The following is a 25979-nucleotide window of genomic DNA, read 5'->3' as shown; positions in this document are numbered from 1 at the left end:
CTCAGTTTCTGTAAAAGACGGCGTTACCAATCTGCCACGGTTTTATTGAACACATCTACCACTAGTTGCTCCGTAAGCTGCTCGATCTGAGCCGTGGAGAGTTGGGTTACGTCCACGTTCTGCGGGAAATCCTGCGAGATGGTGAATGTTCGCTCAAAATCCTTCTCCGGCTGCTTCACGTTGGCATAGCGGATTTGCACCCCCAGCGTCAGGCGGTTCAGCGCGGCAATGTCCTGCTGCCCCTCGCGCTGAATGGCGGCAGGCGAGTAAGTAAAGCTAACAATCTGACCGGCTATTTGCAAGTCACCTTCGCCCTGCACAATGGTCAGGTTGGTGTTGCGGCGGTAGTAGTCTTTCATGTTATCGGTTACCACCTGCGTCAGGTTAGAAGGTCCCTCTCCGGTGCTGTTCTCTATGTTTTGGATAGAGATCGTGCGAATATCCGGAGAAAGGTTGGTGCCGGTAAAAGAGTAAATGCCGCAGCCTCCACTGACAAGTAGCAGCAACAGCAGCATACAGCCAAATAAGCGGGTCCTAATCTTCAATGTCATACTGCTTTAATTTGCGGTACAGGGTGCGTTCCGAAATACCCAAATCCTGGGCTGCGTACTTGCGCTTGTTGTTGTGTTTCTTCAGGGCCTTCAGTATCAGCTCCCGCTCCTTGTCTTCTAAAGATAAGCTTTCTTCCTCGGTTTCGTGCGGGATGTCTTCTACTTTCTCCTCTTCATACTCCTGCGGCTGGTTGTGCTTGATCGGCAGGTAATAAGGCTCGCTAGGTACCGGCTCCTGCTTGTAGGAGCGGCCGTTATACTGCTGCTGCTCCATGTTTTCGAACAAGTGCCTGTGCTCGCGCAGCAAATCCTCGTCCTCAGGCTGATGGGTGAGCATGTTAAACACCAGCTTTTTAAGCTCTGATACATCGCGCCGCATGTCAAAAAGCACCTTATAAAGCAGGTCCCTTTCAGAGATGGGCCCTTCCGGAGAGCCTTCCTTGGATTGGATGGCCGGTAACGAGGAAGTGGTTTCGCGGGGAAGGTAGCGGCGGAGTCCCTCTGCACTTATTTCACGATCGTACTCCAGCACCGAAATCTGCTCCACGATGTTCTTTAGCTGGCGGATGTTGCCTGGCCAGCGGTATGCCTGCAACTCCTGCACGGCATCTGGTGTGAGCTGTATGGCCTGTACCTTATATTTTTCTGAGAAATCTGCGGCAAATTTGCGGAACAACAGGTGAATGTCATCGCCGCGCTCGCGCAGGGACGGAACCGTGATCGGAACCGTATTCAAGCGATAATAAAGGTCCTCGCGGAAGGTGCCTTTCTCAACGGCCTTGATTAGGTTCACGTTGGTGGCGGCCACGACGCGCACATCGGTTTTCTGTACCTTAGAGGAGCCTACTTTGATAAATTCGCCATTCTCCAGTACGCGCAGCAGGCGCGCCTGTGTGCCCAGTGGCATCTCGCCAATCTCATCCAGGAAAATCGTGCCGCCATCCGTCACCTCAAAATACCCCTTGCGGGTATCGTGGGCACCTGTAAAAGAGCCTTTTTCGTGCCCGAACAACTCCGAGTCGATAGTGCCTTCCGGTATGGCGCCGCAGTTGATGGCAATGAACTGGCCATGCTTGCGTGGGCTAAGCTGATGGATGATCTTGGAAAAAGACTCCTTACCGCTGCCGCTCTCCCCGGTGATCAGCACCGTCATGTCGGTAGGGGCCACCTGCGCCGCCACCTGTATGGCGTGGTTCAACAGCGGCGAGTTCCCGATGATGCCGAAGCGCTGTTTTATACTTTGGATATCGATATTGCGCATTTTCAAGATTTGAAGATTAAAAGATTTGGAAATTCGAAGATGAGGTGATGTGAAGACTTTAGCATTTTCAAACCTTCACATTTCCAAATCTCCAAATCTAATCAACCGCCTCGCCAAACAAGGTGCCTACGCTGCAATCGTGTACAAAAACGTTCACGTAGTCGCCTTTCTTATAATGCTTTTTGTCAAAGATCACCACTTTGTTTTGGTCGTTGCGGCCGCTCAGTTGCTCTTCGGATTTCTTGGAAAAGCCTTCCACCAGCACTTTGTGCACTTTGCCCACGTCGCGCTTGTTTCGTGCAAACGAGGTCTCACGCTGCTTCTCAATGATTTCAGCCAGACGGCGTTTTTTTACCTCCAGCGGCACGTCATCCTCCAGTTTCCGGGCAGCCAATGTGCCTGGGCGCTCAGAATAGAAGAACATATAAGAATAGTCGTACTGCACATAATCCATCAGCGACAGCGTATCCTGGTGCTCTTCCTCGGTTTCTGAGCAGAAACCGGCGATCATGTCAGAAGAGATGCCGCAATCTTCCCCTAGTATGTTCCGGATGGCATCCACGCGGTTCAGGTACCAGGCACGGTCGTAGGTGCGGTTCATCAGCTCCAGCACGCGGGAGTTGCCGCTTTGTGCCGGCAGGTGGATGTACTTACAAATGTTGTCATACTTCTTCATCGTGTACAACACCTCATCCGTGATATCTTTCGGGTGGGAGGTAGAGAAGCGCACGCGCAGGTTCGGATCCACCAGTGCCACTTTTTCCAGCAGCTGTGCAAAGTTCACAGACTCCGTTCCGTCTGCTGCGGCCCATTTGTAAGAGTCCACGTTCTGGCCCAGTAGCGTTACTTCCTTATAGCCTTGCGCCACCAGTGCCTCCGCCTCCCGCACAATGGAGTATGCATCGCGGCTGCGCTCACGGCCACGGGTAAACGGCACCACGCAGAACGAGCACATGTTGTCGCAGCCACGCATGATGGAGATGAAGGCGCTCACGCCGTTGCTGTTCAGGCGGATCGGGTTGATGTCGGCATAGGTCTCCTCGCGTGAAAGCAGCACATTCACAGCTTTCTGCCCCCCATCCACTTCATTGATCAGGTTCGGCAGGTCGCGGTAAGCATCCGGGCCCACCACCAGGTCCACGATCTTTTCTTCCTCCAGCAGGGACTTCTTCAGGCGCTCGGCCATACAGCCGAGTATGCCGATCATCATCTCGGGCTTTTTCTTTTTATAGTAGTTGATCTGGCCCAGGCGGTTACGGACCGTTTGCTCGGCCTTCTCGCGTATGGAGCAGGTGTTTAAGAACACAAGGTCGGCCTGCTCAATGTCAGAGGTGGTATCAAAGCCTTGCTCAAACATGATCGAAGACACAATCTCACTGTCAGAGAAGTTCATCTGGCAGCCATAGCTCTCGATGTAAAGCTTGCGGCTTTTGCCTGTGTTTGTCTCCTCTGTAACCTTGGTATCGCAGGCGGCGGCTTGCTCCGGCGTGCGGTTATCTATAAAATCTAAATCTACTATAGGATCCATATTACCTCAATTGTAGCTGCAAATATACTATAATGTATTCAAAAACGTGACAGAATGGCAGGAGACTCTTGGTAAATTTTGAAGTATGGAACAGGCGGTTGGGCATGTGGCTGTTAGCCGCTGACGCTCAGCAAAATCATATGGCGGCAAAAAATACATGCTATCGTATAGAGCAGGATTGGTTTAGGACCATCCGTACGCAAGCACACTGATCGCCCCTATATTGCTAAACTCCCAGTACCTTAAACATAGCCTTTGCTTTCAACAGGCATTCCTCATACTCTCGCTCCGGGTCAGAGTCATAGGTAATGGCGCTTCCAACCATAAAGCTTAAGTAGCCGCTGCTGGCATTATACTGCATGCTCCGGATCACAACGTTAAAATCGCAGTCGCCACTGGGTTTGATGTAGCCGAAGGCTCCCGAGTAAAGCCCGCGCTTGGTGTTCTCCAGCTCCTCTATCAGTTGCATGGCGCTGATCTTGGGGGCTCCGGTCATGCTCCCCATCGGGAAAGCGCCTATTAGCGCATCCACCAAGTCCTTTTCCGGCCTTAAGGTACCTACCACGGTAGAGATCATCTGTGACACCTGCCTGAAGCCGTAAATCCCGAACATTTCTTCTACCTGCACGGTTCCGGTGGCGCAGGAGCGGCTCAAATCATTGCGAACCAGGTCCACGATCATCATATTCTCAGCCAATTCTTTTTCATCGTTTCGGAGCTGGTGCTGGAGCTGACGGTCCTCTTCCGGGGTGTTGCCACGGCGAATGGTGCCTTTAATTGGCTGGGAGATTAATGTAGTATTTTCTTTTTTCAAGAACCGCTCCGGTGAGGCGCAGAGCAGGTATTTGTCCTGCAGCTTCAGGTAGCCGGAGAATGGCGTGGGAGAGGCCTCGTTCAAGGCCAGGTAGAGGGGGAGGGGCTGTAACTGCACCTGCTCGGCAAAGAACTCCATGCAGTAATTGAGTTCGTACACATCTCCCTCCAAGATATGCTGCCGGATCTGCTCCACTTGCCGGATGTACTGCTCCTTCGTAACCCGTTGCTCTAGCATTATACTTGCCGGGGCAGCGGGAGCAGGAGTGGGTGTGGCCAGGATGGCGCTAAGAATTGTTAGGGCATAGGCTTCATAATCATAGATACTTATACTTGTGGTATTAAAGTATAAGTATGCTTCCGGAACGAAAAATGTCAACAGGGGGAAACCAAGCCCGTCATGGTTATGGCTGCTTAGTTTCTCGGTCTGGTTCTTCAGGTCGTAGCCCAGATAGCCGCAAAGCAGCGGGTTTGGCTGCCTTAAAATCTGGCGCAGGTTCTTGTATGCATTTTCCTCTGGCAAGGGCAACACCTCTCTATTGGACACTGCCAGCAACTCCTCAAACCCCTCGTGCGGGTAAGCAATGTTATTGGAAGTATAGTAGGCTGCCAGCACGTGGGCATCCGCCCAAGCCAGCGCCTTCAGCCGAAACTCCGCTGCACTAATTGGCAACTCGCTGTACGGTATCTCTTCTTTATGCATGATGCTCTATAAAGTCGACAGTGCCAGCTTGGCCTTGGCGTCTATACTATTTTTATACGCGTGCTGCCTATAGCTTAGCGCCTGCTTAAAGCAGAGCTTTGCTTTCGCTGGCAACCCCAGCTCCTGATAAATGTACCCAGATTGCAAGGCAGCGCTTGGGGCAAAGTATAAATCTGTGCCTTGGCAAAGGCTGATGGCTTTTTGGTACAAGGGTAGTGCCTGCTGCAGCGAGTCAATGCCTTGGTAGATGCGGGCCTTGCGGTAGTAGTACTCGGCCTGCACCGCTGTGGGAGTGGCTTGCGTGAGCTGCAGGCGCTGCAGGGCCTGTAATGCCTGCTGGTAATACCCGCCGTCGGAGTGGAGGCGGGCCTGCATCAGCGGCTTTACGAGCGGCTCCTGCTTCTGTTTCAGTGCATACCTGGCGGCATATTTGTCTTCCTCACTTTCCTCAATGCCTGCTTTAGGTATTTGCTGTAAGAACCATTGCGCCTGTGGTGTATGGTTGCTCAGGGCGTAAGCCAGGTGCAGCTTGTAGTTAGCGGACTTCAGGTAATGTTGCCCATGGTGCAGTTCAAGAAAACGCTGGTTTTCCTGTATGGATTTGTCAAAGTCTGCGCGGAAGAGGTAGAGATCGGCGGCCATGTGGTGCAGGTACGGAAACGTAAGGTAGCCATTGCCCTTAGGGCGGTGCAGGTATACTTGCAGGGCCTCTTCGCTGGCTTGGGATTTTTTGAGCAGGTGCATCGCCATGAACTGGAGCAGCAGGTTGTCCGGTTCATCTTTAGCCATGGCCTTCGCCTGCCGTAAGGCCTGCTCTTTGCTCTTCGGGTCTGTCAGGTGAAGAAGCACCGTGTACAGCAGGCGCGCCTCCAGCTGGAAGGGGTTTTCCAGAGAAGTCGCTTGCCTCAGATTCGCCATGCCTTGCTTTGTGCTTCCCTGCAGGCCAATGATCCCCAGGAACCATTTATACTTGTCTGGCACAGACCCGATCAGAACCTGCAACACGCCGAGGTTCTTCTTATTGGGGATAAAGTCGGGGTACTCTTGCGCGTTGCGGGTGTACTGCAGATAAGCTTTTCGGAAGTCCCAGGCAGCAGATAAACGGTTGCCAAATAATAGTTTAGCCATTGCTACCTGCAGTTTCCCTTCGGCTAAGGCGTAATCGCGCCACACGCCCATTGGCAAGGCTTCCAGCTTCTCTAGGCGCTCTTCCTGCAGCGCCACAAGCTGTTCATACTTCAGTTGATTCTGCTGCACGCACAGCTCCAGGAAGTCGCCATAGTTGGCAAGCAGCAATACGGTGGCACTGTTTTGTGGCTGCTGCTTGAGCATGGCGCGGCCCGGTTCAACCCTCAGTTTGAGTAGCTCCTGGTAAGCGGCCATTTGGGGCGGGGGCAAAGCAGGGGAGGCGGCCAGGGCATGGCAAAACAACCATAAAACCGGCAGCAAAAAAAAAGGATGGGGTTTAGCCATCCTTTTTTGGTTTGTATGAAAGCGGTATTCGCTCAAGATTGATTCTAATTAGTACACACGCTGCTCAACGCCCGCCAGGATGCGGCCGCAGTGCTCGCAAACGATGATTTTCTTCTGTGCAGCGATATCAGCCTGGCGCTGTGGCGGAACCGTGTTAAAGCAGCCACCGCAGGCGTCACGCTTCACCGATACCACAGCCAGCCCGTTACGCACGTTTTTGCGGATACGGTTGTAAGCGCTCAGCAGGCGGTCTTCTACCACAGAGGCAGCATTCTGACGCTCTTCCTCCAGCTTTCTTTCTTCTTCCTGGCTTTCTGCCACGATCTGCTCCAGCTCTTTCTGCTTGTTGTCCAGGTCTTTGCGGCGCTCCTCCAAGCGGTGCTTGGTGTCCTCGATCTCGTTGATCTTCTGCTCGATCTGGAAGTTAGCTTCTTTTATTTTTTTCTCAGAGATCTGTATTTCCAGTTTCTGAAGTTCAACTTCTTTGGTGATGGCGTCGTACTCGCGGTTGTTGCGGACGTTCTGCTGCTGATCTTCGTACTTGCGAATCAGGCTTTCAGAATCTTTGATAGCTTGCTTGCGCTGAGCAATGGTGTCATTCAGGGCAGCTACCTCATCATCAAACTTACGAACCCTTACCTCATAGCCTTCAATCTCATCTTCCAGGTCCTGAACCTCTTCAGGCAGGTCTCCTCTAACTCGTTTAATCTCATCAAGCTGCGAATCGATGTTTTGAAGCTTTGACAGTGCTTCCAGTTTGCTGGCTACAGTACTTTCCATGTATTAAAAAGTGTATCTGACGGGGTTAGTGTTTACTTGCGATATTAAGACTGCAAAATTAGGAAAACTTTTTGAAATTACGTCATAAAATATCTCCTTTGTGTATACCTCGCTTTCGTAATGGCCGATATCGGCTATCATCAGTTGCCCTTCGGCATCAAAGAACTCATGGTACTTCACATCGCCCGTCACCAGGGCATCTGCACCCTGCCGCAGCGCGTCTTTTATCAGGAAACTACCGGCTCCGCCACAAACCGCCACGCGCTGCACCTTCTTGCCTCCGATGCTCGTATAGCGCAGGCCCTGCAGCCCCATACGCTCCTTCAGGTAAGCCAGAAATTCCTGCTCTGTTAGCTCCCGCTCCAATTCGCCGATCACTCCAATCCCCACTTCCTGGTTCTGGTTCTCCAGGGTGTAGAGGTAATGCGCCACTTCCTCGTAAGGGTGTGCCTGCTTAAGTGCCGCCATGATCTTGCCCTGCAGCACTGCCGGAAAGAGCAGCTCCAGACGGTTCTCCTGCACCTGCTCCGCTTTATTGGCGCTGCCAATGGTAGGGTCAGCCTGCTCCGAAGGCGTGAAGCGTCCGGTGCCGGTAACACTGAAGCTGCAGCCGCTGTATTCTCCCACGTTGCCGGCCCCAGCCTTGTGCAGCGCCTCCAGCACAGCATCCGTGCTTTCTACGGGCACGAAGGTAACCAGCTGCATGAGGGTAGAGGGCTTATTTACCAGGATACGCTGCTGCTGCAGGCCCAATTTAGTCGCAATTTTGGTATTCACGCCGTTCAGTACATTGTCCAGGTTGGTATGGCTGGCATATATGGCGATGTTGTTCTGTATAGCCTTTATGATGGTGCGCTCCACATAGCTGCGCCCCGTTAGCTGCTTTAACCCTTTGAAGATAACCGGGTGGTGCGCCACCACCAGGTTACAGCCCTTGGCCATTGCCTCTTCCAGCACGGCCTCGGTGCAATCCAGCGTTACCAGCACGCCGGTTACTTCGGCGTTGGCGTCACCTGTTTGCAGGCCGGCGTTATCGTAGCTCTCCTGGTAACGGAGCGGCGCGAGTTGATCCAGCAGGGCGGTTACTTCCTTTATTTTTGCCATAGTTTCTCTCTTTCGTTCAGTGGTTAGCTTCGGCTCGCTAAAATTAACGTAATTTGCACGCGTTACAAAACCATGCACCACTATCTGCACATACCGCTCTGGCCCTTTTCGCAGCTCTACGGAGGCATCATGCGGCTCCGCAACCTGGGCTACGACAAAGGCATGCTTCCCTCCAGGCGCTTCAGCCTTCCAGTTATTGCCGTGGGAAACCTCACGGTAGGGGGTACCGGCAAAACGCCGCACGTGGAGTACCTGCTGCGCTTGCTGCACGCTTACAACGTGGCGACACTCAGCCGTGGCTACAAGCGGCAGAGCAAAGGATTCATATTGGCAAATGACTGCTCCACAGCTGCGCTACTTGGGGATGAGCCGTATCAATACCACCTTGACTTTAACCAGGTTGCCGTGGCTGTGTGCGAGGATCGCGTGAAGGGGATTGAGCAGTTGCTGGAACGTTTGCCACAGCTAGAGGTGGTGGTGCTGGATGACGCGATGCAGCACAGGCCGGTACAACCCTCTCTCAACCTGCTCATCACAGACTACAACCGTCCCTTTTATAAAGATTATGTGCTGCCAGCTGGCCGGCTTCGGGAACCACGCAACGGGGCCAAACGTGCGGACGCCGTGGTGGTGAGCAAATGCCCTGCTACAATGGGGCCTCAGGAGCGGGAAAGCATCCAAAAGCTGGTGAGGCAGTATAGTGCCCCAGGGATCCCTGTCTTTTTCTCTTCCTTTGCCTACGGAGCCTTTGTGGCGATGGGTGAGGCTGCCACACCTGAAAAAAAGGTGGTACTGCTGACAGGCATCGCTAATGCTGAACCGCTGAAGGAACATTTGGAAAAGGAAGGTTATACATTGCTGAAGCATATCGCTTACCCTGATCACCATCACTACACCCAGGGCAACCTGGAAGAGCTGCAAAACCTGCTGCTGCAGCCAGGATATGCAGGTGCCTCTGTGATAACCACCCGTAAAGATGCTGTTAAGCTGACTGACGCTAATTTGGGGCCCTTAACGAGCCAGCTGCCGATCTTTTTTGTGCCGATCAAAGTACAGTTTATGGCGGACGGGGAAAAATTCGACCAATTGGTGCTGCAGCATGTGCAGGGGCAGATGCTACGGCCTGAGGCTGCGAAAATCCGTTAATATTTCACTATTTTTGAAGCGTGAAGAGAAAACTATCTGTCTTTATACTGTTACTACTGAGTTTGCTGCTGGTAAACACGGAAAGTTATGCCCAGATCATAGATGACACCACAAAGATGCTCTATGGCCCGAAAACAGTGCTGAAACTTTATGAGCAGGATGTGCTAATGGGGCGTTACACTGCCACGCCGATCGATACATCACTGAACAACCACCACAACGAGCGCTACTGGTATAACGACACGAGCTTTTACCAGCACTTGGGCAACATCGGCACGGCAGCCACTCCCATGCTGTTTCAACTGCCCGACAAAATCGGGGTGAGGCTGGGCAAGAACATCTTCGACCGATATGCCTATGACCCGCAGAAAGTAACCTATTACAACACGCGCTCGCCCTATACTTACCTGGATTACGTACAGGGAGGCCGTGGCGAAATAGCGTTTGAGGCCCTGCACACGCGCAACATTAACGAGCGCTGGAATTTTGGCGTGGCTTACCAGATCCTCTCAGCCGACCAGCAAATAGGCCCCGCCGCCCGCAGAAGGCAAACCCGCGACTTCATCGACAACCAGGCGATAAAGGCCTTTACCCACTACCGCTCCAAGAACGAGAAGTACGACCTGTTTTTTAACTATACCTTTATGAAGGTGGAGCAGGTAGAGACGGGCGGCATTGACACAACAGCCAGAGGCGAAATCGAGCTGAGGGCGTACGAGGAGGCACCCGTGTACCTGAACCAGGCGCTGAACGAGGAATCCAGGAATAACCTGCACCTGACGCATATTTACCGGCTTGCCCAGGAAAACCTGAAAGTATACCACACCTTTGACTATTACCGCCAGCGCAATGCCTATTTGGATGACGCGATCCCTACCACTACTGATCGTGTAGGTGATCGGGACACCACTGTTGCTCGTGCTACATACCTGTACCCCACGTTTAAGTACAGCTATGGCCGCACGAACGATGCTACTGAGTATAAAGAGCTGGAGAACACCTTTGGCCTGACCGGAAATAATAAGCTGTCATCCTACAAGGCCTACGTGAAGTTGCGGAATGCCAATATTATGTACAGCGCCATAGATTCTATCGACACAGCCAACAATATTCCAGACTCGGTCTTGACCAGAGGAAACGTTTTTAAAACAATTAGTGCAAGCGGCGGCTATGACCAGGTGTTTTTGGGTGGTGATATACGGTTTTTCTATAAAGATCTGGCAGAGATTACGGGTAGCGCCGAATACCAGCTGGCGGGGGACTACCGCATTAAAGGAACAGCCAGGCTTGGTGGCGCTTATGGCACCCTGCAACGCGTTCTCTACTCCCCCTCACGTGTGCAGGACTACATGCTCGGCAACCACTATTCCTGGAGTAAAGATTTCGGTAACATTGTGGTGGACCGCATCGGTGCTGGCCTGCATCAGAAAATCGGAAAACGCCAGTACCTCAAGCTCGACGGCCACTATACTAACGTGAAGCGCTGGGTATACTTTAACGAAGCGGCAGTACCGGTGCAGGCAAGCGGTAGCCAGCGCTTCTGGGGCGGCAGCATCTCCCACAAGATCAACTTCGGGCCGCTGTATTTCGATAATCTCGTTGTTTATACCAATACCGACGAGGCCAATAACATTCCGATGCCGGAGTGGCTGGTGGAGTCTAAAGTATACGTGCAGGGGCCGCTGTTTAAGAATGCCCTCTTTGTGCAGTTGGGTGTGCAGGGCAATTATGCCTCCGAGTACTATGGCTATGGCTACATGCCGGTAACGCAGCAGTTCTATGTGCAGAATGATTTCCTGGTGCAGGGCTATCCTGTGGCCGAAGTCTTCATGAATGCCGACATTAAAACTGTGAACGTTTTCCTGAAGATGAGCCACGTGAACCAGGGCCTTTCAGATCCCGTGTATTTCCAGACGCCGCTTTATCCGGGCCTGCGCCGCAGCTTTGTGTTTGGCGTTATGTGGAGGTTCTTTGATTAAAGGCAGCATCCTTTACAAGTATAACCACAATTATTCCATACGCTTTATTACCCAAGCAACATTAGATTACCCATGTCCACGACTCAGCAACCTACTAAAACCATACTTCGCCTGGAGCTGCCTACCGACCCGCGCTGGGTGAACATTGCAGAAAAAAACATTGAGGAGATACTGGTAGACCACGCCTACTGCGAGCAGAAAGCCGCTACTTCCGGCATCTCGCTGATCGTGAAGTACCCCGACAAGGAGCGCCTGGTGGAGGAAATGACCGAGCTGGTGGCAGAGGAGTGGAGCCATTTTGAGCGGGTGATGGAGCAGCTCAAGAAGCGTGGTTATGGCCTGGGCCGCAACCGCCCCGATGAGTATGTGGTTCAGCTAACGAAGCACATCCGCAAAGGCAATAAGCGTGAGCGGCAGCTCATGGACCACCTGCTGGTGAACGCCCTGATAGAGGCCCGCAGCTGCGAGCGCTTTAAACTGCTCTGGAAGAACATCCAGGACGAGGAGCTGCAGAAGTTCTACTACGAGCTGATGGTGTCAGAGGCGGGGCATTATGTTAGCTTCGTAAAGCTGGCCAAGGAGTATATGCCCGCTGAGGAGGTGGATGCCCGCCTGAAGGAGCTGCTGGCCATTGAGGCCGATATCATCCGCAACCTGGAGCCACGCCCGGATAGGATGCATTGATTTCGTAGCTGGTTGTTCGTTATTAGCTATTAGTCCTCTACAGGAATTAGGTATCTTCTCTTGCTCAAGCATTGGCACATAGTTAAACGATCAACGTAGTAGAGTGAGCTAAGCTTCTAAAGACTGTCTACCACCCGCACCCGAATAACGAACAACCAGCAACGAATAACGAAAATCAAGTTTTCTGCTTTTTCTTTTTGGCAGCCGGGAAGAGGATGTTGTTTAGGATAAGGCGGTAACCGGGTGAGTTCGGGTGCAGCGCCAGGTCAGTGGGGTCTTCGCCCACCAGGTGCTGGTAGTCTTCCGGGTCGTGGCCGCCGTAGAAGGTCCAGGTGCCGCGCGCGTAGGTACCGTGCATGTAGCGAATTTCACCCAGCTCTTTATTCTCGCCCATTACCACTACCTCCGGCTTCACCAAACCTTTGCGGAACGCCGTGGTCTGGCCCATGAAGCCCTTGATGGTTTTCACGTGGTTTTGCGTCAGCATCGTCGGGATAGGATCCCACTTAGCGGAAAAAGTGAATAACTGGAAGTAATCGTTGGCTTCGGTTACAGGGCGCTCCTGCGGCTGCATGTCGATATTGGAGTACTCATACTCCAGGGGGTTGCGTGAGATCCTGAAATCCTGAAAGGCAAAGGTTTTGCTGAAATCCAGCTTTTCCTGCGCATTAGGGTCGGCGGCATCGCCATCAAACATTGCCTCCACAATGTCTACTCCCTCTGCAGCCAGGGCAATGTCGTAGGTGTCGGTGGCAGAGCACATGGCAAACAAAAAGCCGCCTCCGGCCGTGAAATCCTTTATCTTGTTTACTACCGCCAGCTTCAGCTGGGACACTTTCTGAAAACCCAGCTCAGCGGCAGACTCCTCCGACTCGCGCTGCTGCTCCTGGTACCAGGGGTAATGGCGGTAGCTGGCGTAGAACTTGCCGTACTGCCCGGTAAAATCTTCGTGGTGCAGGTGCAGCCAGTCATACTTTGGCAAGGCCTCCTGTATAATCTCCTTGTCATAGATCACATCATAAGGGATCTCCGCATAGGTCAGCACCAGCGTTACGGCGTCATCCCAAGGCATTTTGGATTTGGGGGAGTACACCGCCACCTTCGGCACTTTCTCCAGCTTCATGATGTCCATGTTCGCCTCCGGGTTGCCGATCTCGGTCAGGATGCTGTTGTACTGGGCATCTGAGATAACCGTATAGCTTACACCCCGCACGATCAGCTCATTCTCCAGTTGGGGCATGTGGTTAAAGGCAAAGCTCCCGCCGCGGTAGTTCAGGAGCCAATCCACCGGCACATTCTGCTCCAGCACCCAATAGGCAATGCCATAAGACTTTAGGTGGTCCTTCTGCGATTCGTCCATCGGAACCAAAATCGTGCTCGCCAGGGCCGGCAAGTATAAAGCAAGGAAACAGAGTACAAGAGCGGTGGTACGGAAAAACATCTGATTTGTCTTTAAAAAGTAATCAACTGTATAAAAGTGGTTCTTTTTTCAGAAAATGCGACTATCTTAGAAGCAGCGTGCCGATTTTTATACTTAACGTAAAAGATAACAAAAGCGCACATCTTTTCAACCGATGAACCTACTCGAAAATATTTTAGAGGGCCTGCGAGCCATTCAAAGCAATTTGCTCCGCACCATACTTACCGGTTTGATCATCTCTATCGGCATCATGTCGTTGGTGGGTATCCTGACGGCGGTGGATGGCATGAAGCAGTCTCTCACGCAGACCTTCTCCAACCTCGGCGCCAACTCCTTTGACATCCGCCGGAAAGGCATGGACAACCGCGGCAGCCAGGGCGGGCGGGCAGATAAAGTATACCCCACTATTTCCTACGAGCAGGCCATGCAGTACAAGAGCCTGATGGAGGACGAGGCCCGCGTCAGCCTTTCTGCCTTCGTTTCAGGGGCTACGGTGGTAAAGAGCGAGACAGAGAAAACGAACCCTAACATCAGCGTGGTAGGGGTGGACGAAAACTACATGCTCAACAACAACCTAAACCTGGCCAATGGCCGCGACTTCTCTTCCTTTGAGCAGGAGCAAGGCGCCAATGTAGCCATTGTAGGGGATGAGATTTCGAGTACTCTTTTCAAGAACAAGGATCCCCTGGGGGGCTACATCACGTTTCTGGGCCGACGGTTCAAGATTGTGGGGCAGATGGAGAAGCGGGGCAGCAGCATGGGCGGCAGTAGCGACAGGCGCATTCTGATACCGCTGGAAACCGGGCGTCAAATACCGCGCAACGGTAATTCAGAGCTAAATTACGATATTAAAACGGCCATTTACAGGGCCGATGAGCTGAACTACGTTATGGGAGAGGCTACCGGTAAGATGCGCAGCATCCGCCAGGACCCTTTAGGGCAGGAAGACTCTTTTGAGATTCGCCGCTCCGACTCGCTGGTGCAAAGCCTGGACGAGATCTCAGGCTACCTGAAGCTGGGGGGAGGCGTGATCGGCTTTATTACACTGCTGGGTGCCTCTGTGGGCCTGATGAACATCATGATGGTGTCCGTGAACGAGCGCACGCGCGAGATTGGTGTGCGGAAAGCCATGGGCGCTACCTCGTTTCAGATCCGCCAGCAGTTCCTGATCGAGGCAATCGTGATCTGCTTGCTTGGCGGGTTAGTAGGCATACTGCTTGGCATCTTGATGGGGAATGGCATTGCCACCTTGATTGCGGAGGGAGGCGGTTTCTTTGTACCGTGGTTCTGGATCATCACCGGCCTTACAATCTGTGTGCTGGTGGGGGTGGTGTCGGGTTACTACCCGGCCTACAAAGCCTCTAAACTCGATCCGATAGAATCGCTGCGGTATGAGTAGCGGTTTAACTATACTATAAAACAAAAAGCCTGCAGCTCGAATGCTGCAGGCTTTTTGTTTTATACTTGTCAGAAGTTTACTTCTTCTTTTCCTCTTCTTTTTTCTTGCCAGCCTCGGCTTTCTCAGACTCATAGTTTTTGTTCAGGGCAGATACTACGCTAGTGGTAATGTCTAACGTTGAGTCGCCGTACAGGATAGCGCTGTTGCCACGCTGGTACGTCAGCACCATTTTGTAACCTTCCTCGTTGCTCAGCTGCTTCAGGTACTCCTCCACGCGGTCGTAGATCTTCTTCATCTCTTCCGATTCCTCGCTCATCAGCTCATTGCCAGAGCTCTGCTGCAGGGCCTGCAGTTGCTGCTGCTTTTGCATCAGACGCTGCTCAGTGGCCTGCGCCTGCTGCTGCGACATGGTAGCGGCATTCTGCTGGAAACGCTGTACTTCTTTCTGGAAAGACTCCGCTTGTGTGCGCAGGTCTTTCTCTTTCTGCTCTGCTTTTTTCTGCAGGCGGTCACGCACATCCTTAAAATATTCGTAGTTGGCCAGCAGGGAGTCTGAGTTCACATACACGATGTCCGGCTTGCCAGCAGCAATCTCAGTGTTGGAAGAGGCGGCAGTGGTTTCGCCACCCTTTTGGTTGCAGGCTACCATCATGGCAGAGGCGGCAGCCAAACCTAATGTCATTTTTAAAACTTTCACGCTTTATCTTAATTTGTTTTGTTGGAAGATTTCGCAGCTTAAATATAAAGTATTTCTCAGGCAAAATCCTAATGCTTGAGCACCTCCTGGAAAGTTTCCTCTGCTTCCATCAGTCCCTGGGCGTCGATCTGCGTGAGGCGTACGTGCTTCAGCTCGTTTACCAGTACCGGATCATACTTGGCCACCACGCGCACGTAATTCTCCGTCCAGCCTTCCATCTGCCCGTCTTTCACGTCATCCTCAAACAGCACCGTAAACTCACGGCCAATGTTCTGCTCATAGAAGTGGCGCTTTTTCTTTTCAGACAGGATGCGGAGCATGTCGGCGCGGCGGTTGCGGTCTTTTATACTTACCTTGCCTTCCATCTCGGGAGCTAGCGTGTTCTCGCGCTCCGAGTAAGGGAACACGTGCAGGTAACTCACGTCCAATCCGTTAATGAAGTTATACGTCTCCAGGAAGTCTTCTTCCGTCTCGCCCGGGAATCCCACAATCACATCCACCCCAATGCAGCAGTGCGGCATCAGCGCTTTTATCTTGGCCACGCGGTCTGCGTACAGCTCGCGCAGGTAGCGGCGGCGCATCAGCTTCAGAATCTTGTTAGAGCCAGATTGCAGCGGCACGTGGAAGTGCGGCATAAAGCGCTGGCTGCCGGCCACAAATTCAATAATCTCGTCTTTCAGCAGGTTGGGCTCGATAGAGGAGATGCGGAAGCGCTCGATTCGTTCCACTTTATCCAGCTCCTGTACCAGCCCAAAGAAGGTTTCTACACGCTCGCCGTCCTGCAGGCCGAAGTCGCCGGTGTTTACGCCAGTCAGCACAATCTCCTTCACGCCTGATTCGGCGATCTCATTGGCAGATCGCACTACATTGGCAATGCTGTCGGAGCGGCTGTTGCCGCGGGCCAGGGGAATGGTGCAGAAGGTGCAGGAATAGTCGCAGCCATCCTGTACCTTCAGGAACGTGCGGGTGCGGTCGCCGAAAGAGTAGGAGTTGTGGAAGGTGTTTGCCTCTGATATAGGGCTGGCGTAGATTTCCGCCTTGTCCTTCTTTTCAAAGGTCTCCAGTATATCTACCAACTGAAATTTCTCGGCAGCACCCAGTACGGCGTCCACACCCGGGATCTCGGATATTTCTTTCGGCTTCAGCTGGGCATAGCAACCAAGTATGGCGATAAAAGCATTCGGAGAGTGCTTCTGCGCCTCCTTCACGATCTTACGGCACTTCTTGTCGGCATTATCGGTAACCGAGCAGGTATTGATAATGTAGATGTCCGGTTTTTCAGTAAACTCTACCTTCTCAAACCCCCGCTCCTGGAAAATACGGCCAATGGTGCTGGTTTCAGAGTAGTTAAGCTTACATCCTAAGGTATAAAAAGCTACTTTCTTCATAATCAGGGGGCAAAGGTACAAAATAATTTTGGAGAAGTTCGGGTTTGAAGATTGGAAGATGCAGGAGAATGTAAAGATGCTTAAGGCTTGATAATGAAAGTAGTAGCGGGGTTACACTGATGAAAGCAGTACAGTGAAAGGCTTATTGTACATCAGTGCCTGATGACTATGCAAGGACTTTGACACGCTTTTTAATAAGTCATTTTCATACACCTGAATCACTACTATTTCCTTACAAAGTCTTCGAAAGAGGCCTGCATGTAAGCTTGCCCTGCCTTCAGCTGCTCCTCTGTTACGCCTTCTTCCCTGATAACAGGTTGTTTGGCCACGTTGTCATATACCAGGGTACCTTTTGGGGTGATATAGCCAAAGCCATCGTTGTATACATAAAACGCGAAAGGAGAGGAGCTTGGGGCCAGCAAATTGCGGCTCCACGAGAACTGCTGGTGCGGCAGCTGCAGCTGTGCCAGGAGTGTGCCGGCAATATCGGTCTGGCTGCCGATACCCTCTACTGTTACGCCTCCTTTGGCCAAGGCCCCGCCTGTAAGTACAAAAGGCATCCTGAACTTTGCCGGGGCATGATTTGGGTCGTTGCCAGGGAGGCGGTGACCGTGGTCAGCGGCCAATACCACAATAGTGTTTTGCCACCAGTCCTGCTGCTTTGCCTCCTCTATAAACTTGCCCAAAGCCCAGTCAGTATAGTACACACTGTTGCGGAACAAGGCTTCCTCATCGGTGCCGGGGAACTTCGCCGGTATCGGGATCTCGAAGGGTTCGTGGCTGCTCAGGGTATAAACCGTGGTAAAAAAGGGCTGTTTTTCTTTTTTCAGGTCCTGCTGCACCCGCTCAAACAACACATGGTCGTGTGCGCCCCACTTCGAGTTATAAGAGCTCGGGTCGAAATCATACTTGTCGATCAACCTGTCGTAGCCACCGTTGCGGAGGTAAGACTTGATGTTGGCAAACTCTAGCTCGCCACCGTAGTAGTAGCTGGTGCTGTAACCCTGGGCCTCAAACACCTGGCTTAGCTGGGGCAGTTTCTCTGTTTTCTGCGGGTATTTGATGATAGAGGTGGTGGTCTGTACGGGGTAGCCGCTTAGCAGCGCCACCATGCCCTTTTCGCTGCGCTCACCGGCGGCGTAGATGCTGGTGAAGTTTACACCCTCGGCGGCCAGTTTATCGAGGTTGGGCGTGATGCCTTTCTCGCCACCCAGGCTTTCCACGAACTTAGCGGTATAACTCTCCAGGATAATGAAGAGCACATTCGGCTTCTGCACCCGCAGCAGGTTTGCGGCTGAGTCTGGCTCAGTGGCAGCATAAAGCGCCTGCACCATTTCCGCAGCCTCCTCCTCTGGCATATAGTGATAGGGGTTGCTGGCCGACTTTTCATACTTCAGCAGGGCGTGCATCAGGTTCCAGGGCATGTTTAAGCCAGCATGGTTGGCAAAAGGCTTGTCTGAAAAGTATACCACGCTCTGGTTGATCGGGATCTGTTGCCAGCCCCCGCGCAGCGGCAGCACCAGCAAAGCGGCAAACAGCAGGGATGCTCCTGCCATCAACCACTTGTTCAGCCGCAGCTTATACGTGGCCAGATCAAAGAAACGGCGGTACAGCAGTATAAAGATAGCCGAGACCGCCAGCGTTACCAATGAAAGTATAAAGACAGGCGCAGTGGCGGCAGAGGCAGCCATTTCGGCAGGCGAGTTGAGGTACTGCAGGGGAGAGGCATCTAACCGGAATCCCCAGTGGCTGTACAGTTCCAAATCCACACTGAGCAGGGTAGATAAGAGCACGAGCAGCGCAATAGTATAGTAGCGGATGATTTTGATTACTGGTAAGCGCTGCCACAAAGCGGAAACGAGCAGCAGCAGGAACGGCAGTATGCTGATGTAAGCCGCAAAAGAGGCATCGAGCCGCAGTCCATAGGCAAAGGTATGGAGAACATCTGAGGAGGCGAGTTCCGAGCTTCTGTCGAGGTGGTACACCAGGAAAATGGCCCTGGCGACTATAAAGTATAGTATCCAGAACAGGAAGTATAAGGGTTGATAAAGGACGCGGTTTTTCACGGCGCAAATATAAAGTATATGTCAGCCCTCCATAACAGTTTATGGAAAGAGTTAGTTTCTGCTTCTTCAGAGTAGGGTGCGCTTCAGGAAGGGGGTTCCATAGTTTGAGGTAGCCAACTCTTAAAAGGGGTATTGCAAATTGAGGGGTCTTGTTAAGAATGGATAAATTTCCTCGTTACACCCCCTATTTTTTAAGGGGGTGTGTTTAGGTTTTATCATTTATGCATATATTTGCTGCTGTTATTCAATCCTAACCCGATAACCCCCATGGCAATTCTTAGATTCAAAGCGCTGGAGCAGGCAAGCCAGCACAAACCCGGAGAGGTGGTGCTGCCTTCCCACATCATTTCAGACTATTTTGGAGAGAACGTGTTTGGCAACGCCGCGCTTCGCTCCACCATGTCTAACGAAAACTACAAGCGCCTGCAGCGCACAATCGAGGCCGGTGAGAAAGTAGACCGCGACCTGGCAGACGCTGTAGCCGCCGCTATGAAAACCTGGGCCATGAGCAAAGGGGCCACGCATTATACGCACTGGTTCCAGCCCCTTACAGGCTCCACTGCCGAGAAACACGACTCCTTCTTTGATCTATCCGGCGATGGGGAAGCGATTGAAAGCTTTAAGGGCAGCGCACTGGTGCAGCAGGAGCCGGATGCTTCCTCTTTCCCGAGCGGCGGTATCCGCAACACGTTTGAAGCCCGCGGCTATAGCGCCTGGGACCCGTCTTCTCCGGCCTTCCTGATTGAAAACGCCGGAACCCGCACCCTTTGTATCCCAACTATATTTGTGTCTTATACCGGTGAGGCGCTCGACTATAAAACACCTCTTCTGAAGTCGCTCAAGCTCCTGAACGATGCGGCTGTACCGGTTTGCCAGTTCTTTGATAAAGATGTAACGAAAGTGAATACCACACTGGGCATCGAGCAGGAGTATTTCCTGGTAGACAAAGCCCTGTATGAGGCGCGCCCTGACCTGGTGATCTCCGGCCGTACCGTGTTTGGCCACTCCCCGGCCAAAGGGCAGCAGCTGGAAGACCACTACTTCGGCAGCATCCCGAGCCGGGTGCATGCCTTTATGGTGGATTTCGAGAAAACGGCGCTGCGCCTGGGCATTCCGCTGAGAACACGCCACAACGAGGTGGCCCCAAACCAGTTTGAGTGCGCCCCTACCTTTGAGGATGCCAACCTGGCCGTGGACCACAACCAGCTGTTGATGGACATCATGGACCGCGTGGCCGAGCGCCATAATTTTAAGGTGCTGCTGCATGAAAAACCATTCAAGGGTGTAAATGGCAGCGGAAAGCATAACAACTGGGCCATGAGCACCAATACAGGTGTAAACCTGTTGAGTCCGGGTAAGAAGCCGAAGGAGAACCTGCAGTTCCTGACTTTCTTCATCAACACCATTAAAGCGGTTTATACCCACGCCGACCTGCTGCGTGCCAGCATTGCCTCTGCCAGCAACGACCACCGCCTGGGCGCCAACGAGGCTCCTCCGGCTATTATGTCGGTGTTTATCGGGCAGCAACTAACGGCGGTGCTGGATGAGTTTGAGCGCACCTCCAAAGTGCCTATAGAGAAAGGCGACAACATGTACCTGAAGCTGGGCATCGACCGCATCCCAGAGGTATTACGCGACAACACTGACCGCAACCGTACTTCTCCGTTTGCTTTTACGGGCAATAAGTTCGAGTTCCGGGCGGTTGGTTCTACAGCAAATTCATCTTCTCCGATGACGGTGCTAAACACTATTGTGGCGGATCAACTGCTGGAGTTCCGCAAGTCTGTGGATGAGCTGATCGAGTCTGGCATGAAGAAAGAACTGGCCATCATTCAGATTCTGCGTGAGTATGTGGCGGCTTCCAAGGCTATTCGCTTTGAGGGCAATGGATACTCGCAGGAGTGGGAGGAGGAAGCAGCCCGTCGCGGCCTTTCTAATATTAAATCTACCCCGCGTGCCCTGGATGTGTATGCCAGCGAAGCGGTAAAAGAGGTATTCATCAAGCACGGCATCTTTACTGAGGTGGAACTGGAGGCCCGCCACGAAATCCTGCTGGAGGAGTATGTGAAGAAAATTCAGATCGAGTCGCGCATCATGGGCGACCTGGCCATGAACCACGTTATCCCGACGGCAATAGACTATCAGAACAAGCTGATCCAGAACGTACGCGGCCTGAAAGAGCTAGGTCTGGAGGATGAGTATAGCCAGACCACCGTTGAAGGCATCAAGAAAATGTCAAACCACATCACCTCTATCCAGAAAAATGTGCGCGACATGGTAAATGCCCGCAAGGTGGCCAATAAAGAAGAGGATGCCCGTGAGCGTGCCATCATGTATAACGAGCAGGTGCTAAGTTATTTTGAGCCTATCCGCTACGCCGTAGACAAGCTGGAGCTAATGGTGGACGACGAGGACTGGCCGCTGGTAAAGTACCGCGAACTGCTGTTCCGTCACTAAGCGATAGATGTTTTATTTAGGTTGGGGCGAAGGCACCTGTAGCAGGGTGCCTTCGCTTTTTTAGTGCCTTACTTTTCGGAGGAGCTCCCCCGTTACCTGGGCCAGTATGACCGGGAGCAGCACCAGTGCCAGCCCCACGGCGATGATTTTTCGCAGGGCCAGCCGCATGATCAGCTTGCCAACCACCCGGTCGCGCAGCTCACGAAAGATAAACCTGCCTGTGCTAGTCATGGGCTTCCCCCTGAGTACCTCCTGCACCTCGCGCCAGTTGCCGCGCTCTATCTGGTGGCGCAGGTACTGCAACACCGTGTCTTTGGTGAGGTAATAGGCCTGGCCAAGCTGCCCCTGCCGCAGCCGGCCCCAGTGCTGCAGTTTCTGTAGCCTTTCTGCAGTGTTCCGAGGTAAAAATTGGTGCATGTAGATCATCTGTATATCAGCTGTATACTTGTTCTACGAAAGAAGCTGCCTTCGGTAGCTTTTGCAGTGTTAGATCTGAGGTGGGGCAGTAGTAGCCGCCGCAGTACTCCATCCCAAAGTAGGCCGCTGTCAGTTTAAAAGGTTCTTCAAAGCCTAAGGGCCATTCCGGGTCGCTTCCCACCGCCACCACATATACTTTTCTTCCCGCCATCCGCCTCCCGCTGGGCTTGTCGATCGTCACCAGGTCCGTTAGCCGGTCAAAGAAGGTCTTGAGCAAGCCGCTCATGCTGTACCAGTAGACAGGCGTCGCCAATATGATGCGGTCCTGCTGCAGCAGCTGGTCGGCTATACTTGGAAAGCAGTCTTCTGCGCCATACTTGCCCGAGTAGGAGTAAGGGCTGATGTGGTGGTCCAAAAGGTTAACCAGTTTATGATCCTTACCTGAGAAGAGTCTTTTTACCAGCGATTCCGTGTCGCCGTGACGACGGGCGCTGGCAAGTATAATAAGGGGTTCTTTAGCGGAAATCGGTAGCATACCTGTATTTTGGTGTTAAACCTGAAGTTAAAGGTATATTGTTAGCTGCCATACATTGAAAGGCAATTTGATGCTGCGGGTTGCCCGGAAAATTACGTATTTTGCCAATTGAACAAAGCAGCCGCTACTTTAGTTAAAGATACACATGGATTGTCAACTTGAACATACAATGAATTCATACTGCCCGAGCCTGATAGCGTATGAGCGCCGTAAAACACGCGTGGTAAACATTGGGGGCGTCCCGGTGGGGGGCGACAACCCCATTCGGGTGCAGTCGATGACCACGGTGGATACCATGGACACCCTGGGCTCGGTGGAGCAGTGCATCCGCATGATCGAGGCCGGCTGCGAGTACATCCGCATCACAGCGCCAAGTATAAAAGAGGCGGAAAACCTGCAAAACATCAAGGATGAGCTGCGCAGGCGCGGCTATAATGTGCCGCTCATTGCCGACATCCACTTTACCCCGAATGCCGCTGAGGTGGCTGCCCATATCGTGGAGAAGGTGCGCGTGAACCCGGGCAATTATGCCGACAAGAAGAAATTCCAGGTGATTGAGTATGACGATGCCTCTTACCAGGCCGAGCTGGATCGTATTCGCGAGCGATTTGTGCCGCTGGTGCGCATCTGCAAAGAGCATGGCACCGCCATGCGCATCGGCACCAACCACGGCTCCTTGTCAGACCGCATCCTGAGCCGCTATGGCGATACGCCGCTGGGCATGGTGGAGAGCGCACTGGAGTTTATCCGCATCTGCGAGGACGAAGGCTACTATGATATCGTGATTTCGATGAAAGCATCGAACACGCAGGTGATGGTGCAGGCCTACCGCTTGCTGGTGCAGAAGCTGGAGGAGGAAGGTCTGCAGCCGTACCCGCTGCACCTGGGCGTAACGGAAGCCGGAGAGGCAGAGGATGGTCGCATTAAGTCTGCGGTTGGCATCGGCACCCTGCTGGAAGACGGCCTGGGTGATACCGTGCGGGTGTCGCTGACGGAGGCCCCGGAGGCGGAGGCTCCCGTGGCACAGGCCTTGATCGACCGCTATACGCACCGGGCAGAGAAGGCGCAGCCGATCAAGCCGATATGTCAAAACCCGATCAATCCGTTTCAGTACCACCGCCGTGAGACGATGGAAGTGGAGAATCTGGGCGGGCTGAATGTGCCACGCGTGGTGGCCGACCTGAGCCGGCTCACGGATGTAAAGTATGCTGACTTAAAAGCTGTAGGACATTTGTACTCCATGCTGCTCGATAAGTTCAACATGAACGACCTGGGTGCTGACTACATTTACACCGGAGACAGCCCCATTTCATTTATGCTGCCAAACGGCCTCAAGGAGATCGTGAACCATCAGGCGTGGCAGCAGGCGGAGCAGCGGGAGGACCGCCACCCGTTGATGCATACCCAGGAATACCTGAGCAGTGCGGAACGGCACCATAAGCTGAATTTTATACTTGCCACGGTGCACGATATTACGCCGGAGCTGATGGAGGCGCTGAAGCAGGACAAGACGGCCGTGCTGGTGCTGCACACGCACAACGAACATGCGATGCCGGAGCTGCGCAAGTGCTTTATCCGCCTGATGAACAATGGGGTGCCAACACCATGCATCATTAAACGGGCATTTGGGCAGCTCACGCCAGACCAGGTGCAGCTGTACGCGGCAACGGATGTTGGAGGCTTGCTGGTAGACGGTTTAGGTGACGGTGTGCTGCTGGGCACAGAGCTGCTGCCGGCACAGGAGAAGCAGGAGGAACTGCAGACCATAGACACCCTGAACAAGTTAAGCTTCGGCATTCTGCAGGCTGCCCGCACGCGCATGAGCAAAACAGAGTACATCAGTTGCCCAAGCTGCGGCCGCACCCTTTTCGACCTGCAGGAAACCACAGCCATGATCCGCAAACGCACCGATCACTTGAAAGGAGTGAAGATCGGCATCATGGGCTGCATTGTAAACGGACCTGGCGAAATGGCTGACGCCGACTACGGGTACGTGGGCGTAGGCAAAGACAAGATCGCGCTTTACCGCGGGCAGACGGTAGTCAAGAAAGCGGTGGCTGCCGAGCGTGCCGTCGACGAGTTGATTGAATTGATCAGAGAAGATAACAGGTGGATAGAGCCGGTGGGGCTGGAGGAGGAAGCATAAGTCTGTTTGCTAGCTTCTGGTTAGGGAACCGGTGTACCTGATGCACCTATTACACAAGTATAAACCTTCCGAAAGAGGGCTTTATACTTCTTTTTACAACAAAACACCATGTATTATGAAGAAGGGACTTTTTGACCTGACGGAAGTGGCTACCTATTTTTTTCGTAAAAAGGACCCTAACCGCAAAACCAACTTTAACCTGCGCACGATGCATACCATCAATAAAATATCTATCCTGATGTTTTTAGCAGGTCTCGTTTACTTTATCATCAAGCACATTTAAAGCAACATGCACATAGAGGAGTTCAGGGACTACTGCCTGGCAAAGGCAGGCACTACCGAGGAGACGCCCTTTGATGAGGATACACTCGTTTTCAAGGTCTGCGGTAAGATGTTTGCGCTGTGCAGTATCTCTGAGTTCAACAAAGGTATTCTCTTGAAATGTGACCCGGAAAAGGCAGTGGAGCTTCGGGAAACTTACTTACAGGTAAAGCCGGGCTATCACATGAATAAGCTGCACTGGAATGCGGTGCTGCCGGAGGCAGGCTTACCCGATGCGCTACTAAGGCAATGGATAGAGGATTCTTATACGTTAGTGGCAGCCAAATTAAAGAAGGCGAAGAGGCAGGAGCTTGGCATGCTGTGATCTTGTCTGCGCTCCTCTTTTTTAAGAATGCAGGACAGGCGCTGTGGAGTAGGGGGCAGGAAGGATAACTTTCCGGTGTAACTACATCGATGTTGCCCTGCTAACTTGTTGCCATTCACATGTTTCGCTCTTTTCAAACGATTTTGCCATTATTTTATTGTGTTAAGAGTTTATTGTTTGCGTTATTTTTCTTATAATTGATGAAACTCACCTTAACACAAACTATGAACCTTAACGATCAACTTAGCATCCTTTCCTTTCGGAATGAGTGGCAAAAGGCCAGTATAAGCCTCTTGTACACCCATGGCTTTCTGAGCAATGGGTACGATGGTTTCTTTAAGAAATTCTCTCTCACAAGCCAGCAGTATAACGCTATGCGAATTCTGAGGGACCAGTTTCCGAAACCAATCTCCACTTCTCTGCTGCGCGAGAAAATGCTCGATAGAATGTCTGACGCCTCGCGACTGGTAAGCCGTCTTAACGCGAAAGGCTTTGTTACTGTAGCACAGAACGCAACTGACAAGCGCCTGGTGAATATTCTGATCTCTGAGAAGGGGCTTGCATTATTAGCCAAGGTTGATGATGAATTGTATCAGCTTGACTCACTGATGCAGGGCCTTACCGAGGAAGAAGCCGCCACCCTGGTAGAGCTGCTTACCAAGGTGCGGGATTCCATCGCATCTGCAGAAGTACGGCTAGCTTCCCCTGAGGCGGTGAGCGCTTAATAACATCCTCTAAACATTACCTAACCTTACACCTTAAAACAAACAAGTATTGGTGACAGGA

Annotated in this window: 23 protein-coding genes; 10 read left to right on the top strand and 13 right to left on the bottom strand. The window is 52.5% G+C overall.

What is annotated here, in order from left to right; genetic code table 11:
- Positions 1-23: 23 nt before the first annotated feature.
- The 7 genes from lptE to PXG97_RS01835 form a co-directional block, all read right to left on the bottom strand.
- Complete coding sequence (lptE, locus tag PXG97_RS01865) at positions 24-551, bottom strand: LPS assembly lipoprotein LptE (RefSeq protein ID WP_276496017.1); 528 nt, start codon at positions 549-551, stop codon at positions 24-26.
- Entirely contained in the window at positions 535-1812 is a 1278-nt protein-coding gene (locus PXG97_RS01860; RefSeq protein WP_276496016.1) for a sigma-54 interaction domain-containing protein, read from the bottom strand. Before PXG97_RS01860 ends, lptE begins: the two co-directional genes overlap by 17 nt.
- Before the next feature lie 97 nt (positions 1813-1909).
- Complete coding sequence (miaB, locus tag PXG97_RS01855; protein ID WP_276496015.1) at positions 1910-3340, bottom strand: tRNA (N6-isopentenyl adenosine(37)-C2)-methylthiotransferase MiaB; 1431 nt, start codon at positions 3338-3340, stop codon at positions 1910-1912.
- A gap of 226 nt (positions 3341-3566) precedes the next feature.
- A complete protein-coding gene (locus tag PXG97_RS01850; RefSeq protein ID WP_276496014.1) occupies positions 3567-4856 on the bottom strand; it encodes an anthranilate synthase component I family protein in 1290 nt (429 codons plus the stop codon).
- A 6-nt stretch (positions 4857-4862) separates the two neighbouring features.
- Complete coding sequence (locus tag PXG97_RS01845) at positions 4863-6329, bottom strand: tetratricopeptide repeat protein (RefSeq protein WP_276496013.1); 1467 nt, start codon at positions 6327-6329, stop codon at positions 4863-4865.
- 48 nt (positions 6330-6377) lie between these two features.
- On the bottom strand, positions 6378-7109 hold the full coding sequence (locus tag PXG97_RS01840; RefSeq protein ID WP_276496011.1) for a zinc ribbon domain-containing protein: 732 nt from the start codon (positions 7107-7109) through the stop codon (positions 6378-6380).
- Positions 7110-7112: 3 nt separating this feature from the next.
- A complete protein-coding gene (locus tag PXG97_RS01835; protein WP_276496010.1) occupies positions 7113-8213 on the bottom strand; it encodes a Nif3-like dinuclear metal center hexameric protein in 1101 nt (366 codons plus the stop codon).
- A gap of 72 nt (positions 8214-8285) precedes the next feature.
- On the opposite strand from PXG97_RS01835, the gene lpxK reads away from it, so the two are divergent.
- The 4 genes from lpxK to PXG97_RS01820 are packed head-to-tail and all read left to right on the top strand — an operon-like array spanning position 8286 to position 12022.
- Positions 8286-9359, top strand: coding sequence for a tetraacyldisaccharide 4'-kinase (gene lpxK / locus PXG97_RS01830; RefSeq protein ID WP_276496009.1), 1074 nt, complete (start codon positions 8286-8288; stop codon positions 9357-9359).
- A 20-nt stretch (positions 9360-9379) separates the two neighbouring features.
- On the top strand, positions 9380-11338 hold the full coding sequence (locus PXG97_RS01825; RefSeq protein ID WP_276496008.1) for a putative porin: 1959 nt from the start codon (positions 9380-9382) through the stop codon (positions 11336-11338).
- Positions 11256-11480 (top strand): twin-arginine translocation signal domain-containing protein, encoded by a 225-nt coding sequence (locus PXG97_RS21465; RefSeq protein ID WP_420851751.1) that lies wholly within the window; start codon positions 11256-11258, stop codon positions 11478-11480. The genes PXG97_RS01825 and PXG97_RS21465 overlap by 83 nt, the downstream gene beginning before the upstream one ends.
- Complete coding sequence (locus PXG97_RS01820) at positions 11411-12022, top strand: MiaE family protein (RefSeq protein WP_276496007.1); 612 nt, start codon at positions 11411-11413, stop codon at positions 12020-12022. Before PXG97_RS21465 ends, PXG97_RS01820 begins: the two co-directional genes overlap by 70 nt.
- A gap of 175 nt (positions 12023-12197) precedes the next feature.
- Here the strand turns inward: PXG97_RS01820 and PXG97_RS01815 are convergent, their stop codons facing one another.
- Positions 12198-13463, bottom strand: a complete 1266-nt coding sequence (locus PXG97_RS01815; RefSeq protein ID WP_276496006.1) for an asparagine synthetase B — start codon at positions 13461-13463, stop codon at positions 12198-12200.
- 133 nt (positions 13464-13596) lie between these two features.
- Between PXG97_RS01815 and PXG97_RS01810 the strand changes: the two genes are divergently transcribed.
- Positions 13597-14841 carry an ABC transporter permease gene (locus tag PXG97_RS01810; RefSeq protein ID WP_276496005.1) on the top strand — a complete coding sequence of 415 codons (1245 nt, stop codon included), beginning with the start codon at positions 13597-13599 and terminating at the stop codon, positions 14839-14841.
- 76 nt (positions 14842-14917) lie between these two features.
- Here the strand turns inward: PXG97_RS01810 and PXG97_RS01805 are convergent, their stop codons facing one another.
- The 3 genes from PXG97_RS01805 to PXG97_RS01795 form a co-directional block, all read right to left on the bottom strand.
- The gene (locus tag PXG97_RS01805; RefSeq protein WP_276496004.1) at positions 14918-15538 is read right to left on the bottom strand and encodes an OmpH/Skp family outer membrane protein; all 621 of its coding nucleotides are present in this window, start codon (positions 15536-15538) and stop codon (positions 14918-14920) included.
- A 68-nt stretch (positions 15539-15606) separates the two neighbouring features.
- Positions 15607-16926, bottom strand: coding sequence for a tRNA (N(6)-L-threonylcarbamoyladenosine(37)-C(2))-methylthiotransferase MtaB (gene mtaB, locus PXG97_RS01800; protein WP_276496003.1), 1320 nt, complete (start codon positions 16924-16926; stop codon positions 15607-15609).
- A gap of 224 nt (positions 16927-17150) precedes the next feature.
- A complete protein-coding gene (locus PXG97_RS01795; RefSeq protein WP_276496002.1) occupies positions 17151-18992 on the bottom strand; it encodes an LTA synthase family protein in 1842 nt (613 codons plus the stop codon).
- Positions 18993-19259: 267 nt separating this feature from the next.
- Here PXG97_RS01795 and PXG97_RS01790 point away from each other — a divergent pair, with 267 nt between their 5' ends.
- Positions 19260-21449, top strand: a complete 2190-nt coding sequence (locus PXG97_RS01790; protein ID WP_276496001.1) for a glutamine synthetase III family protein — start codon at positions 19260-19262, stop codon at positions 21447-21449.
- A 60-nt stretch (positions 21450-21509) separates the two neighbouring features.
- On the opposite strand, the gene PXG97_RS01785 is transcribed toward PXG97_RS01790, so the two are convergent.
- Complete coding sequence (locus PXG97_RS01785) at positions 21510-21866, bottom strand: hypothetical protein (RefSeq protein WP_276496000.1); 357 nt, start codon at positions 21864-21866, stop codon at positions 21510-21512.
- Positions 21867-21882: 16 nt separating this feature from the next.
- Entirely contained in the window at positions 21883-22401 is a 519-nt protein-coding gene (locus tag PXG97_RS01780; RefSeq protein ID WP_276495999.1) for a flavodoxin family protein, read from the bottom strand.
- Positions 22402-22570: 169 nt separating this feature from the next.
- Between PXG97_RS01780 and ispG the strand changes: the two genes are divergently transcribed.
- The 4 genes from ispG to PXG97_RS01760 all read left to right on the top strand — a co-directional run bounded on the left by ispG (position 22571) and on the right by PXG97_RS01760 (position 25918).
- The gene (gene ispG, locus PXG97_RS01775; protein ID WP_276495998.1) at positions 22571-24547 is read left to right on the top strand and encodes a (E)-4-hydroxy-3-methylbut-2-enyl-diphosphate synthase; all 1977 of its coding nucleotides are present in this window, start codon (positions 22571-22573) and stop codon (positions 24545-24547) included.
- Between the two features lie 115 nt (positions 24548-24662).
- Positions 24663-24830, top strand: a complete 168-nt coding sequence (locus PXG97_RS01770) for a DUF6728 family protein (protein ID WP_276495997.1) — start codon at positions 24663-24665, stop codon at positions 24828-24830.
- Between the two features lie 6 nt (positions 24831-24836).
- Positions 24837-25193 carry an MmcQ/YjbR family DNA-binding protein gene (locus tag PXG97_RS01765; RefSeq protein ID WP_276495996.1) on the top strand — a complete coding sequence of 119 codons (357 nt, stop codon included), beginning with the start codon at positions 24837-24839 and terminating at the stop codon, positions 25191-25193.
- A gap of 224 nt (positions 25194-25417) precedes the next feature.
- Positions 25418-25918 (top strand): MarR family winged helix-turn-helix transcriptional regulator, encoded by a 501-nt coding sequence (locus tag PXG97_RS01760; RefSeq protein WP_276495995.1) that lies wholly within the window; start codon positions 25418-25420, stop codon positions 25916-25918.
- The last annotated feature ends 61 nt before the right edge of the window (positions 25919-25979 follow it).

The organism is Pontibacter litorisediminis, from assembly GCF_029360645.1.
Classification (GTDB): domain Bacteria; phylum Bacteroidota; class Bacteroidia; order Cytophagales; family Hymenobacteraceae; genus Pontibacter; species Pontibacter litorisediminis.
This window is presented reverse-complemented; position numbering and strand designations above follow the sequence as displayed.

Coding starts and splice junctions, on each gene's coding strand:
- lptE (WP_276496017.1), bottom strand. CDS start 551: ATGACATTGAAGATTAGGACCCGCTTATTTGGCTGTATGCTGCTGTTG.
- PXG97_RS01860 (WP_276496016.1), bottom strand. CDS start 1,812: ATGCGCAATATCGATATCCAAAGTATAAAACAGCGCTTCGGCATCATC.
- miaB (WP_276496015.1), bottom strand. CDS start 3,340: ATGGATCCTATAGTAGATTTAGATTTTATAGATAACCGCACGCCGGAG.
- PXG97_RS01850 (WP_276496014.1), bottom strand. CDS start 4,856: ATGCATAAAGAAGAGATACCGTACAGCGAGTTGCCAATTAGTGCAGCG.
- PXG97_RS01845 (WP_276496013.1), bottom strand. CDS start 6,329: ATGGCTAAACCCCATCCTTTTTTTTTGCTGCCGGTTTTATGGTTGTTT.
- PXG97_RS01840 (WP_276496011.1), bottom strand. CDS start 7,109: ATGGAAAGTACTGTAGCCAGCAAACTGGAAGCACTGTCAAAGCTTCAA.
- PXG97_RS01835 (WP_276496010.1), bottom strand. CDS start 8,213: ATGGCAAAAATAAAGGAAGTAACCGCCCTGCTGGATCAACTCGCGCCG.
- lpxK (WP_276496009.1), top strand. CDS start 8,286: ATGCACCACTATCTGCACATACCGCTCTGGCCCTTTTCGCAGCTCTAC.
- PXG97_RS01820 (WP_276496007.1), top strand. CDS start 11,411: ATGTCCACGACTCAGCAACCTACTAAAACCATACTTCGCCTGGAGCTG.
- PXG97_RS01815 (WP_276496006.1), bottom strand. CDS start 13,463: ATGTTTTTCCGTACCACCGCTCTTGTACTCTGTTTCCTTGCTTTATAC.
- PXG97_RS01810 (WP_276496005.1), top strand. CDS start 13,597: ATGAACCTACTCGAAAATATTTTAGAGGGCCTGCGAGCCATTCAAAGC.
- mtaB (WP_276496003.1), bottom strand. CDS start 16,926: ATGAAGAAAGTAGCTTTTTATACCTTAGGATGTAAGCTTAACTACTCT.
- PXG97_RS01790 (WP_276496001.1), top strand. CDS start 19,260: ATGGCAATTCTTAGATTCAAAGCGCTGGAGCAGGCAAGCCAGCACAAA.
- PXG97_RS01785 (WP_276496000.1), bottom strand. CDS start 21,866: ATGCACCAATTTTTACCTCGGAACACTGCAGAAAGGCTACAGAAACTG.
- PXG97_RS01780 (WP_276495999.1), bottom strand. CDS start 22,401: ATGCTACCGATTTCCGCTAAAGAACCCCTTATTATACTTGCCAGCGCC.
- ispG (WP_276495998.1), top strand. CDS start 22,571: ATGAATTCATACTGCCCGAGCCTGATAGCGTATGAGCGCCGTAAAACA.
- PXG97_RS01770 (WP_276495997.1), top strand. CDS start 24,663: ATGAAGAAGGGACTTTTTGACCTGACGGAAGTGGCTACCTATTTTTTT.
- PXG97_RS01765 (WP_276495996.1), top strand. CDS start 24,837: ATGCACATAGAGGAGTTCAGGGACTACTGCCTGGCAAAGGCAGGCACT.
- PXG97_RS01760 (WP_276495995.1), top strand. CDS start 25,418: ATGAACCTTAACGATCAACTTAGCATCCTTTCCTTTCGGAATGAGTGG.